At 70.1% G+C, this 13,018-nt stretch carries 10 protein-coding genes; 5 read left to right on the top strand and 5 right to left on the bottom strand.

Annotated features, from left to right (window positions below; genetic code table 11):
- Positions 1 to 170 precede the first annotated feature (170 nt).
- Entirely contained in the window at positions 171 to 3,062 is a 2,892-nt protein-coding gene (locus A3CE_RS0105125) for a glycosyl hydrolase family 95 catalytic domain-containing protein (RefSeq protein WP_020638994.1), read from the top strand.
- 87 nt (positions 3,063 to 3,149) lie between these two features.
- Here the strand turns inward: A3CE_RS0105125 and A3CE_RS0105120 are convergent, their stop codons facing one another.
- Positions 3,150 to 4,487 (bottom strand): glycoside hydrolase family 6 protein, encoded by a 1,338-nt coding sequence (locus A3CE_RS0105120; RefSeq protein ID WP_020638993.1) that lies wholly within the window; start codon positions 4,485 to 4,487, stop codon positions 3,150 to 3,152.
- Between the two features lie 495 nt (positions 4,488 to 4,982).
- Between A3CE_RS0105120 and A3CE_RS0105115 the strand changes: the two genes are divergently transcribed.
- From A3CE_RS0105115 to A3CE_RS0105105, 3 genes are all read left to right on the top strand, one after another.
- Complete coding sequence (locus A3CE_RS0105115) at positions 4,983 to 7,382, top strand: ricin-type beta-trefoil lectin domain protein (RefSeq protein ID WP_020638992.1); 2,400 nt, start codon at positions 4,983 to 4,985, stop codon at positions 7,380 to 7,382.
- 31 nt (positions 7,383 to 7,413) lie between these two features.
- On the top strand, positions 7,414 to 8,862 hold the full coding sequence (locus tag A3CE_RS0105110) for an arabinofuranosidase catalytic domain-containing protein (protein WP_084641288.1): 1,449 nt from the start codon (positions 7,414 to 7,416) through the stop codon (positions 8,860 to 8,862).
- A 139-nt stretch (positions 8,863 to 9,001) separates the two neighbouring features.
- Positions 9,002 to 10,438, top strand: coding sequence for an endo-1,4-beta-xylanase (locus tag A3CE_RS0105105; RefSeq protein ID WP_020638990.1), 1,437 nt, complete (start codon positions 9,002 to 9,004; stop codon positions 10,436 to 10,438).
- A gap of 102 nt (positions 10,439 to 10,540) precedes the next feature.
- On the opposite strand, the gene A3CE_RS0105100 is transcribed toward A3CE_RS0105105, so the two are convergent.
- From A3CE_RS0105100 to A3CE_RS0105090, 4 genes are read right to left on the bottom strand one after another with little or no spacing between them, the layout of a single operon-like run.
- Positions 10,541 to 10,888, bottom strand: coding sequence for a putative quinol monooxygenase (locus A3CE_RS0105100; protein WP_020638989.1), 348 nt, complete (start codon positions 10,886 to 10,888; stop codon positions 10,541 to 10,543).
- Positions 10,885 to 11,118 carry a hypothetical protein gene (locus tag A3CE_RS58340; protein ID WP_020638988.1) on the bottom strand — a complete coding sequence of 78 codons (234 nt, stop codon included), beginning with the start codon at positions 11,116 to 11,118 and terminating at the stop codon, positions 10,885 to 10,887. Before A3CE_RS58340 ends, A3CE_RS0105100 begins: the two co-directional genes overlap by 4 nt.
- Positions 11,115 to 11,663, bottom strand: a complete 549-nt coding sequence (locus A3CE_RS50195) for an MBL fold metallo-hydrolase (RefSeq protein ID WP_020638987.1) — start codon at positions 11,661 to 11,663, stop codon at positions 11,115 to 11,117. The genes A3CE_RS58340 and A3CE_RS50195 overlap by 4 nt, the downstream gene beginning before the upstream one ends.
- 38 nt (positions 11,664 to 11,701) lie before the next feature.
- On the bottom strand, positions 11,702 to 12,493 hold the full coding sequence (locus A3CE_RS0105090; RefSeq protein WP_020638986.1) for an alpha/beta fold hydrolase: 792 nt from the start codon (positions 12,491 to 12,493) through the stop codon (positions 11,702 to 11,704).
- Positions 12,494 to 12,590: 97 nt separating this feature from the next.
- Between A3CE_RS0105090 and A3CE_RS0105085 the strand changes: the two genes are divergently transcribed.
- Positions 12,591 to 13,013 (top strand): MarR family winged helix-turn-helix transcriptional regulator, encoded by a 423-nt coding sequence (locus A3CE_RS0105085; protein ID WP_020638985.1) that lies wholly within the window; start codon positions 12,591 to 12,593, stop codon positions 13,011 to 13,013.
- Positions 13,014 to 13,018: the final 5 nt, after the last annotated feature.

The following is a 13,018-nucleotide window of genomic DNA, read 5'->3' as shown; positions in this document are numbered from 1 at the left end:
GTAGCACATGCTGCGAATGCGCGTCCATGTACGTTTCACGCCGGACCGGGCGGAGTGCCGGATTTCGGGAATGCGTTTTCTCGGTGCGCTATGGCTATGCTGTCCGAGCGTGTGAAGTCTCCCTGCTCCTCGTTCACCTGTCCCCGCCGAGCGACAATGGAGTCACCTCGATGGAGAGCCCCCGTTCGCCGCTGACCCGTCGTACCTTTCTGACCGCCGCCGCGGCGGGCGCGGGGGCCGCCGCGCTACCCCCGGCCTTCTTCGGCGGTGCCGGTACGGCCGAAGCCGCCGTGCCACCGCAAGTCGTCCTGCCCGACCGGGGCGTCTTCGACCCGGCCGCGGCGTCCGGGTGGCCGGACGGCTTCGTCACCGGCAACGGCGAGTACGGCGCGGTCTACTACGGCACGCCCGGCGACGAGCGGGTCGTGCTCGACCACCACCGGTTCGTCCTGCCCAACGGAAGCCGGGGCGTGCTGCCGCCGGTCACGTCGGGGCTGCTCGCGTCCGCCAGGGCCAAGGCGCTGGCGGGCGACTACGGCGGCGCGGCGGCCACCTTCGCGGGCGGCTGGAACCTGCGCTGGACGCAGACTTTCCACCCCGGCTACCAGCTGCGGCTCAGCACGCCGGGGATGAACTCGGCCGCCGGCTACGCCCGGGTCACCGACTTCCGCTCCGGCGAGGTGGAGCACAGCTGGACCAACGGCGGCGTGTGGCGTCGCCGCCTGTTCGTCTCGCGCGCGGACCGGGTCGTCGTGCACGAGCTGGCCGCGGCCGACGGCCGGACGGTGGACGCCACCATCGCGGTCGACACCGCGCTCGACGGCGTGCCGAATTCGGTGTCCTACAAGACCTTCGCGACCATCTCCGGCCGTGACGGCTACCTGAACCTCCGCGGGACGTACCCGTCCGGCGGCGCGTACGGCTACGAGGGCGTGACGCGGGTCGTCGTCACCGGCAACGACGCCGCGGTGACGGTTTCGGGCACGTCGCTCGTCGTGGCCCGGGCCACCCGGGTCCTGCTGCTCACCAAGCTGGACCGCTACGAAACCGCCGGCGGCTGGGACGCCCAGGCCCTCCAGCAGGCGTTGGCGGCACTGCCGGCGGACTACATGACGCTGCTCGAGCGCCATCGGCCCCGGCACGCGTCGCTGTACGACCGATCCCGGCTGGACCTCACTGTTCCCGCCGCGGACCGCAAGCTTTCGACGTCGGAACTGATCGCCCGCCAGAACGGCAACCGGTCGGTCGTCGACCTCGCGCTGCTGGAGCGGATGTACGACGCCGGTCGCTACCTCTTCGTCAGTTCCAGCGGGGTGCTGCCCCCGCGGCTGACCGGCTTGTGGACCGGGAGCTGGAACGCCGCCTGGGCCGACGACTTCACCACCGACGCCAACGTCAACCTCCAGGTGGCGGGCGGCAACATCCTCAGCCTGACCGAGTCGATGCAGGGATACTTCGACCTGGTCCTCGGCCAGCTCGCCCACTGGCGCGTCAACGCCAACAGGCTTTATGGGGCACGGGGTTTCCTGGCGCCGACGCGCACCGACGGCGAGTACGGCCACATGCTGCACTTCAACGGCAGCGACTTCCCGGGGCAGTGCTGGACCGGCGGCGCGGACTGGCTGCTCTACCCGCTGCTCGAGTACTACCAGGTGACCGGCGACGCGGACTTCCTGCGCACGAAGCTCGGGCCGGCGCTGATGGAGCTGGCGCTGTTCTACGAGGACTTCCTCAAGCAGACGGATTCCGCGGGCAAGGTGGTGTTCGTCCCGTCCTTCTCGGTGGAGAACGCCCCGGCCAGCACCCGGCAGCACTTCGCGATCAACGCCACCGGCGACATCATGGCCGGCAAGCACGCCCTGCAGGCCGCGATCGACGCGGCCGGCGTGCTCGGCGTGGAACAGGGGAGCGGCCAGGGCGTCGAGCGGTGGAAGGCGTTGCTGGCCAGGCTGCCCGAGTACACGATCAACGGTTCGGGCGCGCTGGCCGAGTGGTCGTGGCCCGGCCTGACCGACAACTACAACCACCGGCACGCACAGCACCTGTATGGCGCCTGGCCGCTGCACGAGATCAATCCCGAGGACAAGCCCGCGCTGGCCGGGCAGGCCGCCAAGGCGCTCGACCTGCGGGGCGACGAGAACCTCTCGGCGCACGGCAGCCTGCACCGGGCGTTCGCGCGCGCCCGGCTGAAGGACGGCGCCGGCGTGTACGCCAACCTGCTCAAGATCTTCGGCCGGAACATGGTGTGGCGGTCCCTCGTGACCAGCCACAACCCCGATCTGCAGACGTACAACACCGACGCGGCGAACGCGATCCCCGCCGTGGTGGCCGAGGCGCTCGTCTACACCCGGCCGGGTGTCCTCGAACTGCTGCCGGCCCTGCCCGACCAGTGGGCCAAGGGCAGCATCACCGGCGTCCGCGGCCGCAACCGCGTGCTCGTCGAATCGCTGTCCTGGGACATTGCCGGGCGCACGGTCACCGCCGTCGTCACCTCGGCCGTCACCCAGGACATCACGCTCATCTGCCGCCGGGGGATCGCGTCGATCAGCACGTCCGCGCCGGTGACGCCGTCGGCGCTGGGCGCGCACGCGCGGACGGTGTCGCTGACGGCGGACGTCCGCACGACACTGACGCTCGGGCTCACCGGAACGTGCCGGCTCGTGAACCAGGCCAGCGGCAAGGTCCTGGACGTCAAGGGCGCTTCACGCGACGACGGCGCCGCGGTGATCCAGTGGCCGTGGACCGGGGCCGTCAACCAGCAATGGCGGCTGCTGCCCGCGTCCGGTGGCTCGGTCCGGATCGTCAGCGTCAACAGCGGGAAGGTGCTCGACAGCCCGGGCGGGTCGGCCCGGGGCGCCGGGCTCGACCAGTGGAGCGACACCTCCGGCGACAACCAGTGGTGGCAGGTCGTCGCGGTCTCCGGCGACGTCTGCCGGCTGGTGAACGTCCGGACCGGCTGGTGCGCGGAGGCCGAAAACTCCTCGACCGCCGACGGCGCGCGAATCGTCCAGAACCCTTACACGGGCGGTGCCCACCAGCAGTGGCGGATCGCCACTGTCTGACGCCTGCGATGTCATGAACGACTCTTTCCTGTCGTCCGACGACAGGAAAGAGTCGTTCATGACGTTTCGCGGCGCCCCGCTTGCCGATCAGGAGCAGGCGGCCCCGTTCAGCGTCGGTGACTGGAAGGGCGGCGTGGTGCCGGTGTAGTTCGCGTTGTAGCCGATGGTGACTGTCGCGCCCGTGGCGAGGTTGCCGTTCCAGGACACGTTGTCGACCTTGACGATGTCGCCGGTGTCGGTCCAGGTGCCGCTCCAGCCCTGGCTGACGGTGACCCCGGGGGCGGAGAAGGTGAGCGTCCAGTGGTCGACGGCCGTCCCGCGGTTCTCGATGACGATCTCGCCGGTGTACCCGCCGGACCAGGCGCTGACCACCCGGTGGGTGACCTTGCACCCGCCGGTCGGCTGCGGTGTCGTGGTGGTCGGGGGAGTGGGACTGGTGGGCGTCGTGGATGTCGTGGGGGTCGTCGGGGTGGTGGTCTGGACCGGACCGGCCGCGACAGCGAGGTCGTACGCCCGCTGGGGCACGAACTGGCCGGCCGTGGCGATGCAGCCGTCCGCCTCGCCCGGCGGCTTGACCCACAGGAACGCGTCGATCTGGCCGTCCCCGGTCTGGTTGGTGCTCGGCTTGCCGATCGCGCGCCCGGCGGGGTCGCACCACTCGCTGCCCTGCGGCCCGTTGCCGTTGCGGCTCGTGTCGACCACGGCCTTCAGCCGCGAGTCGCCGAGCTGGCCGAGGATCGCCTTGTCGTAGGCGACTTCGTCGGAGGTGGCGCGGTAGTTGGACACGTTGGTCGAGATGCCGTCGGCGCTGTTCGAGATGTCGGCGGCCCGCAGCCGGGTCGCGGCGTCGCCCGCGGAAAGCCAAGCGGAATGCCCGATGTCGAAGTACACCTTCGCCTGGGCCGAGCCGGCCTTGAGCCGCTTGCCCGCGTACGCCATCGACGCCGTGGTCTGGCGCTGCTGGTCGCTGTTCTGGCAGTTCGTCATCTGCGGGAGCACGTCGGGCTCGAGCACGATGGCCGCGGGGCGGCCCGCCAGGCCGGCCGCCACCTGGTCGATCCAGGCCCGGTAGGCGTCGTGGGACGGCGCGCCGCCGCTGCTCGCGCCGCCGCAGTCGCGGTTGGGGATGTCGTAGACGACCATGATCGGAATCTTGCCCGCGGCGGCCGCCGCCCCGGTGTAGGCGTCCACCTCGGCGCGGACCGTGGACGTGTTCGTGGTGGTGAACCACCGCGCCTGCGGTACCGCGGCGATGCGGTCGCGGATGACCGCGGCGCGCGAGTCGCCGGGGTTCGCCGCGACCCACTTGGCCGCGTTGGTGCCCGGGTCGGCGTAGTACGCCGATTCGGCGGCCTGTGCGCCCGCCCAGGTGGTCGCGGTGACGATGCCGGTCGCGGCCACCGCGGCGAGCCCACCGGCTGCCACTGTCCTGCTTCGCATGCACATTCTCCTTCGAACGGCTGGGTGGCGCCGGAGTTTCTTGAGTGCGGCGGGGTTCTGGGAGCGCTCCCAGTGTTCCGGGACTGTAGCCGGGGAAGGCGGGATCGGAAAGGGGGACCGGTGCGGTTCTCACCCGGCGGCAGGAAAATTACATCTGCGCGCAGCGGGAACCGGCGGGCGCCGGATGTCCGTGGCAGGGCCATGACCTGCGCCGATGTCCGGTCGGCGAGCCGGGGGACGCGCGATTCCGGAAGGCGCGGGGAGTGCTCGGAAACGGCGGTTGTTCGGCGGCAGGGCGGCTGTTAGCGTTAACGCCCGGCCTGCTCGCCATCGACGAAGATGGGGTTCTCATGTGCGGTTTCCCGCGTGCCTCCCCGGCAGGGTCAGTGCGTTTCCTCCTTCGCTGAAATTTTGGATTGTTTCGCCGGCGAGCCCGAAAGTTTCGCTCGGTGCCGCCCTTCGCCGAAAGTGAGGACAACCATGCCCGCGACCCTCTTCCGGAGCGTGCGAACCGCGGCGGCGATGGTCACCGCGGTCGTCTTGGCCGTGGCCGGCAGCGTCGTCGCCGCGGCACCGGCCCAGGCGGCCACCTCGATCACGATCAACGGAGGTTCCGGCGGCCGCACGTTCGACGGCGTCGGCGCGGTGAGCGGTGGTGGCGGCAACAGCCGCCTGCTGATCGACTACCCCGAGCCGCAGCGCGGCCAGATCCTCGACTACCTCTTCAAGCCCGGTTACGGTGCCGCCCTGCAGATCCTCAAGGTGGAAATGGGTGGTGACACCAACTCCACGAGCGGCGCGGAGCCCAGTCACGCCCACTTCCGCGGCGATCTCGACTGCAACCGCGGGTACGAGTGGTGGCTCATGGAACAGGCCAAGGCACGCAACCCCGGCATCAAGCTGGTGGGCCTGCCCTGGGGTGCGCCGGGCTGGATCGGCAACGGCACCTTCTTCTCCAACGACCTCACGGACTACTACCTGTCGTGGCTGGGGTGCGCCAAGCAGCACGGGCTGACCATCGACTACCTGACGAGCGTCCAGAACGAGAAGCAGTGGAGCGCCGACTGGACCGTCACCCTCCGCAATGCGCTCAACGCCAACGGGTACAACGCGGTCAAAGTCATCTCCGGTGACTCGTGGCCGGGCGACTGGGGCCCCGCGAGCGCGATCTCGACCAACACGGCCTACCGCAACGCGACCGACGTGCTGAGTGCCCACTACACCTGCGGCTACCTCAGCGCGCAGACCTCCTGCAGCGTCCCGGCGAACGTCACGAACACCGGAAAGACGTTGTGGTCCAGCGAAAACGGCTCGCAGGACTACAACGACGGCGCCAAGCCGCTGGCCCGCGGGATCAACCGGGTCTACCTCGACGGCAAGATGACCGCCTACCTCAACTGGGACCTGATCGCCGCCGTCACGCCGAACATCCCGTGGCCGACCGTGGGGCTGATCCTCGCCAACCAGCCGTGGTCGGGCTACTACTCGGTCGGCAAGGACTCGTGGGCGCTGGCGCACACGACGCAGTTCACCGCGCCCGGCTGGAAGTACCTCGACTCCTCCAGCGGCTACCTCGGCGGGAACCGCAACAACGGCAGCTACGTCTCGCTGAAGTCGCCGAACAACACCGACTACAGCACGATCATCGAGACGATGGACGCCACCTCGGCCCAGACGCTCAACCTGAATGTCACCGGCGGGCTGTCCACCGGCCAGGTGCACGTGTGGGCGACCAACCTCAACTCGAACAACGCGGGCGACCACTTCGTCCACAGCACCGACATCACCCCGTCCGGCGGGGCTTACTCCCTGACCGTCCAGCCCGGCTACCTCTACTCCATCACGACCACCACCGGGCAGGGCAAGGGCACGGCGACCAGCCCGCCGCAGGGTTCGCTGAACCTGCCTTACAGCGATGACTTCGAGGGATACGCGAAGGGCAAGGAAGCCAAGTACCTGATGGACATGGAGGGCGCTTTCGAGACTTCGGCCTGTGGCGCCGGCCGCGCGGGCACCTGCGTCCGCCAATCCGCGACGCAGAAGACGATCCCCTGGAAGAAGTTCGTCGACCCCTACGCGCTGCTGGGCAACGTGGCCTGGAGCAACTACACGCTCAGCACGGACGTGCTGCTGGAGAAGCCCGGGTACGTCGAGCTGCTCGGCCGGGCCGGTTCGCAGGACACCGGCAACCAGGGCGCGCTGAACGCGTACTACCTGCGGGTGAGTGACACCGGCGCCTGGTCGATCCGGCGGAACAACACCAGCCAGCAGAACACGACCCTGCGCACCGGCACGACGACCGCGCTCGGCACCGGCAGCTGGCACAAGCTGTCTCTGGGCTTCTCCGGCAGCACCATCACCGCCTCCGTCGACGGCACGGTGCTCGGCACGGTCACCGACAGCACCTTCCCGGCCGGCCAGGCCGGGATCGGCACAGGCGTGGGGGAGACCGCGCAGTTCGACAACCTCGAGGTCGCCGGCTCGGGCGGTGGCTCGACCTCCGTGCTGCGCAACACGGCGGCCGGGCGCTGCCTCGACGTCCCGAACGTGTCCCAGTCCAACGGCACGCAGGTGACGCTGTGGGACTGCAACGGCGGCACCAACCAGCAGTGGACCCTCAACTCCTCGAAGCAGCTCCAGGTGTACGGCAGCAAGTGCCTCGACGCCGAGGGCTCCGGGACGGCATCGGGGACCCGGGCGATCATCTGGGACTGCACGGGCGGCGCCAACCAGCAGTGGAACGCCGGCGCCGACGGGACGATCACCGGTGTCCAGTCCGGACTGTGCCTGACCCCCGCCGGGAACGGCACCGCGAACAGCACGCCGGTGACCCTGCAGACCTGTACCGGCGGCAGCGCCCAGAAGTGGACGCGAAGCTAGCCGTATTCCTCCCGGACAAAGGAGTTCGCCGATGAACGCACGCTGGAGAACGTTGTGGCCGGCGGTGGTGCTCGCCGCGGGGGCGGTGGCCGGCACGGCCACCGCGTCGCAGGCCGCAACCCAGGGGCCGTGCGATCTCTACGCCGCGGGCGGTACGCCGTGCGTGGCCGCGCATTCCACCACCCGGGCGCTGTACGGCGCGTACAACGGCTCGCTCTACCAAGTTCGGCGTGCTTCGGACAACACGACGCGGGACATCGGCGTCCTGAGCGCGGGCGGCCTCGCGAACGCCGCGGCCCAGGATTCGTTCTGCGCCGGGACGACCTGCCTGATCACCGTCATCTACGACCAGTCCGGCCGGAACAACCACCTGACCCAGGCGCCGCCGGGCGGGTTCTCCGGACCGGCGGCCGGCGGCTACGACAACCTCGCCAACGCGGCCGCCGCCCCGATCACGATCGGCGGGCAGAAGGCGTACGGCGTGTTCGTGGCTCCCGGCACCGGCTACCGCAACAACAACGCCACCGGCACCGCGACCGGTGACCAGCCGGAGGGCATGTACGCGATCTTCGACGGCACGCACTACAACGGCGGCTGCTGCTTCGACTACGGCAACGCCGAGCGCAACAGCCGCGACAACGGCAACGGCACGATGGAGGCCATCTACTTCGGCAACATCAAGGTCTGGGGCTACGGCAGCGGACCGGGCCCGTGGATCATGAGCGACCTCGAGAACGGCCTCTACTCCGGGGTGAACGCCGGGTACAACGCCAACGACCCGACGATCAACCACCGCTACCTGACCGCGATCATCAAGGGCGAGGCGAACCACTGGGCCATCCGCGGTGGCAACGCGCAGTCCGGCGGCCTGTCGACGTTCTACGACGGCAAGCGGCCGAACGTGTCGGGCTACAACCCGATGCGCAAGGAAGGCGCCATCATCCTCGGCACCGGCGGCGACAACAGCATCGGCTCCGCGGGCACCTTCTACGAAGGCGTCATGACGTCCGGCTACCCGTCGAACGCCACGGAGGACGCGGTGCAGGCCAACATCACCGCGGCCGGCTACGGCACCGGTGGGTCCGACACGGGCACCGGCCCGCTGCACGCGGTGGGGGCGGGCAAGTGCCTCGCCGCGCCCAACTCGACGCAGGGCACGCAGCTGCAGATCGCCGGCTGCACCGGTCAGGCGAACCAGACCTGGACGCGCACGTCGGATGGCAGGCTGACGGCCACCCTCGGCGGCGCGACCCTCTGCCTGGACGCGTCCGGCCAGGGCACCAGCGCCGGCACGAAAGTCGTGACCTGGCCCTGCAACGGCCAGGCCAACCAGCAGTGGACCGTCAATTCCAACGGCACGGTCACCGGCGGCCAATCCGGACTGTGCCTGGACGTCACCGGTGCTTCCACCGCCGACGGCGCGCCGGTCGAACTGTGGACCTGCAACGGCGGCAGCAACCAGCAGTGGACGCTCGGCTGACTTCGCGCGGTGGCGAGGGCGAACGTCTTGAATGACTCATTCAGGTCTTCGGAGGTCCTGAATGAGTCATTCAAGACCTTTCAAACAACTTGCGACGCGCGACAGTGGCCGCGTCTTGCCCGACGAAACGAGGACTCCGATGAACATCGGCTCACCCGCGCGGCGGCGGATCGGGACAGCTGTCGCCGTTCTGGCCACGGCGGGCTTGTCGGCGACCGCCCTGGTGCTGTCCTCTGGCGTGGCCGGGGCGGCGAGCACCCTCGGGGCCGCGGCGGCGCAGAGCGGAAGGTACTTCGGCGCCGCCATCTCGACGAGCCACCTCGGCGAGGCGGCCTACGTGAACACGTGGGGGGCCGAGTTCAACGGCGTCACGCCGGAAAACGAGATGAAGTGGGACACGGTCGAGCCGAACCGCAACCAGTTCAACTTCGGGCCCGGTGACCAGATCGCGAGCCAGGGCAAGAGCCGGGGCATGAAGATCCGCGGGCACACGCTGGTGTGGTACCAGCAGCTGGCGCCGTGGGTCGGCGGCCTGGACGCGAGCAACCTGCGCTCGGCGATGCTGAACCACATCAGCCAGGTGGCCGGGCACTGGAAGGGCCAGGTCATCGCGTGGGACGTGGTCAACGAGGCGTTCGAGGAGAACGGCACCCGGCGGCAGGCGACCTTCCAGCAGAAGCTCGGTGACGGCTACATCGAGGACGCCTTCCGCGCCGCCCGGACGGCCGACCCGAACGCCAAGCTCTGTTACAACGACTACAACACCGACGGCGTCAACGCGAAGAGCACCGGCATCTACAACATGGTCCGGGACTTCAAGAGCCGGGGCGTGCCGATCGACTGCGTGGGCTTCCAGAGCCACCTCTCCTCGAACTCCAACCTCGGCAGCTACCAGGCGAACCTGCAGCGCTTCGCCGACCTCGGCGTCGATGTCCAGATCACCGAGCTGGACATCGGCGGCTCGGGGTCCGCGCAGGCGAACGAGTACCGGCAGGTCACTCAGGCCTGCATGGCGGTCTCGCGGTGCACCGGCATCACGGTGTGGGGCGTCACGGACAAGTACTCGTGGCGGTCGGGCGACACCCCGCTGCTGTTCGACGGCAACTACGGCAAGAAGCAGGCCTACACCGCCGTCCTCGACGCGCTCAACGCCGGCCAGAACCCGGGCGGTGGGGGCACCGGCCCGGTACGCGCCGTGGCCGCGAACCGGTGCCTGGACGTGCCCGGCTCGTCGACCACGGCCGGCACCCAGGTGCAGGTCTGGGACTGCGGGAGCGGGGCGAACCAGCAGTGGACCCGCACGGCGGCGGGCGAGCTGACCGTCTACTCCGGTGACACGAAGCGGTGCCTCGACACGGCGGGCAGCGGAACGTCCGCGGGAACGGCGGCGGTCATCGCGGCCTGCACCGGCGGCACCACCCAGAAGTGGACCGCCACCGGGAACGGCACCCTCACCAACGGCCAGTCGGGAATGTGCCTGGACGTGAGCGGCGCAGCGACCGCCAACGGCTCCAAAGTGATCATCTGGACCTGCCACGGCGGCACCAACCAGCAGTGGACCCTGCCGTCCAGCTGATCGAGGAGCTCGAGTGCCCGCTGAGGGAGAGGGAGGGCCCCTGGCCTGCTTCGCCGTTGCGGCGCGGTGAAGCAGGCCAGGCCGCAGAGGTCACTTCTCCGGCTAGGACACTTGCAGCTCGGCGAGCTGGACCAGCGCGGTGGCGTCGGTGGTGCTGTGCCGGGCGAGCTCGGTGAAGAAGTGCGCCACGTGGGCGGTCTTCAGATGGGCCCGGAACGCGTCGGTGCTCGCGTAGATCTCGTAGAGGTAGAAGACGCCCGGGTTCGCGACGTCGCTGAACGACCGGAACTCCCGGCAGCCCGGCTCACGCCGGACGGCGGCGGTCAGCGTCGCGATGGCGGCGGCGAGCTGCTCCTCGTGGCCGGGGACCGCCCGGACGACGGCCACCATCGGCCGCTCGCCGGGCGGGAGGTCGTCGCCGATCTCCGGCATGAACTCGCGGTCGCTCACGCGACCGTCACCGGGGTGCCGGGCAGGACCAGCCGGACTTCGACGCCGGGGGCGAGCCGGGCGACCGCGTCGGCGTAGTGACGGGGGTCCTGGTCGCCGCGGGTGATCATCCGGTCGCCGAGCTGGCCGCTGTGGAAGGCGTAGTGGTGGGGGATGGCCAAGGCCGGCTGGAGCGCGGCGGTCAGTCCGGCGGCTTCTTCGGCGTCCATGACGACCTGGCGCATGTTCATCGGCCGGACGCACAATCCGTTGGTGGGCAGGATGGCCAGGTCGACCGGGCCAGGATGGCCAGGTCGACCGGGCCGAACCGCTGCGGGATGGTGTCCAGCTCGGGCACGCGCAGCGAGTCACCGCCGAAGAAGACGGTGCGGCCGCCGGCCTGGATGACGAACGTGACTTCGTGGACGCCGTGCTCGCCCGGGGTGGCGGTCACGGTGAGGCCGCCGACGGTGGTGGACTCCCACGCCTCGATGGCGCGGACGTCGCGGAAGCCCTTGTCCCGGGCGATGGTGGCGACGGTGCCGGGGCCGATGAGCGGGGTGCCGAGGTCGAAGCCTCCGGTGACGAGGGCGTCGAGGTCACAGTGGTCGTAGTGCTCGTGGCTGACCACGACCGCGTCGACCTGTCCCAGGGATTCGACGGTCGCGGCGACGGGCTCGCCCTGGTGGTAGATCGCGGTCTCGGTGAACCACGGATCGGTGAGGACGCGGATTCCGCCGATCTCGAGCAGCTGGCAGGCGTGGCCGATCCGGGTCACCGTCAAAGGGGTGCTCATGCCGTTTCCTTTTGTCGCACAGGGGTCGCGTAGGGAGGTCACCGGTTGCCGAGGTCGAGCAGCGCGCCGAGCAGTTCCTCGGGCGTTTCGACCTGCGGGAGGTGGCCGGTGCGGGGGAGCACGGTGAACGTCGACAGCGGGATGGCGGCGGCGAAGGCCTTGCCGAATTCCGGGGTGACGATGCGGTCGCTCTCGCCCCACACCACGTGGACCGGGATGTCCACCCCGGCCAGGCGCCGCGCGAGTGCCGGGTCGGACATGGCCGGGCCGGTGTAGCCGATCAGCGCCGCCACGTCCGGGCTGGGCCCGGTGCCGCCGCCCGGCGGAACGGGTGCCTTGCGCGGGTCGTGGAAGGAGTGCGCGCGGAGTTCGGCGGGCGAAAGGCCGCTCACGTCGGTGACGGGGTGTCCCTCGACCTCGATGCCGATGCCGTCGACGATCACCGCGCCGCTGACGCGCGGGCTGTGGCACAGGGCGATTTCGGCGGCCAGCCAGCCGCCGAAGGAGTTTCCGACCACGGTGACGTCGGTGAGGTCGAGCTGCTCGAGCATCGAGACGTAGGCCTCGGCCAGCGCGGAGACGCCGGTGAGCGTGCCGGCCTTCGGGGTGCCGGCGAAGCCGGGATGGGTGGGCAGCAGCACCCGCGAGTGGGTGCGCTCGGCCAGCAGATCGGCGAAGCCTGCCATGGTCTGCACGCCGCCACCGCCGTGCAGCAGCAGGAACGGCCGGGTGCGGTCGCGGTCCTGGAGGGTGATCTCGACGGCGCCGTCGGTTTGCAGGGTATGCGTGCGGGTGGGCCGGAGGGTGCCCGCGGGGATCGGAGTGCTCATCAGTCCTTCTCAGCTCTCTGCGCGAAGTCGTATATCAGGAACCTTATCTAAGCGTCCTGATATAAGCAACCTGACTTCGTGCGGTACGCTCTCCGCCATGCTCTACCGCCCCTCCGACGTCTCCCTGGCCGTGAAGCGGCTGCAGTACCGCCACCACCGCGCGCTGAGCCGCGCGCTGGCGCCGCTGGGGCTCTCGCTGGTCCAGTGGGACACCCTGCGTCACCTGCACCGCCGGCCGGACGCCTCCCTGCACGAGCTCGCGGTGCTGACCTTCCAGACCGACCAGTCCTTCGGTTCGCTGGCCGTCCGGATGGCCGACCGCGGGCTGATCGAGCGTGTGCCGGGGCCGGGCCGGGCCGTGAAGCACCGGCTGACCGAGGAAGGCGACCGGCTGCGGGCCGCCGGCCAGGACGCCGTCGAAGCCGTCGTCGAGGACTCGTTCAGCGGACTGTCCGCCGAGCAGCTCGACCGGCTGGGCGAGCTGCTGGACACCGTCCTCGGCCCCGACCCGACGGCCTAGCGTCC

Origin of the sequence: Amycolatopsis balhimycina FH 1894, assembly GCF_000384295.1 — a bacterium.
GTDB classification, from domain to species: Bacteria; Actinomycetota; Actinomycetes; order Mycobacteriales; family Pseudonocardiaceae; genus Amycolatopsis; species Amycolatopsis balhimycina.
Note: the sequence above shows the minus strand (reverse complement) of the source record. Positions and strands in the feature narration are given on the sequence as shown.

Coding starts and splice junctions, on each gene's coding strand:
- A3CE_RS50195 (WP_020638987.1), bottom strand. CDS start 11,663: ATGAGCACCCCTTTGACGGTGACCCGGATCGGCCACGCCTGCCAGCTG.
- A3CE_RS0105110 (WP_084641288.1), top strand. CDS start 7,414: ATGAACGCACGCTGGAGAACGTTGTGGCCGGCGGTGGTGCTCGCCGCG.
- A3CE_RS0105090 (WP_020638986.1), bottom strand. CDS start 12,493: ATGAGCACTCCGATCCCCGCGGGCACCCTCCGGCCCACCCGCACGCAT.
- A3CE_RS0105125 (WP_020638994.1), top strand. CDS start 171: ATGGAGAGCCCCCGTTCGCCGCTGACCCGTCGTACCTTTCTGACCGCC.
- A3CE_RS0105115 (WP_020638992.1), top strand. CDS start 4,983: ATGCCCGCGACCCTCTTCCGGAGCGTGCGAACCGCGGCGGCGATGGTC.
- A3CE_RS58340 (WP_020638988.1), bottom strand. CDS start 11,118: ATGAACATGCGCCAGGTCGTCATGGACGCCGAAGAAGCCGCCGGACTG.
- A3CE_RS0105085 (WP_020638985.1), top strand. CDS start 12,591: ATGCTCTACCGCCCCTCCGACGTCTCCCTGGCCGTGAAGCGGCTGCAG.
- A3CE_RS0105105 (WP_020638990.1), top strand. CDS start 9,002: ATGAACATCGGCTCACCCGCGCGGCGGCGGATCGGGACAGCTGTCGCC.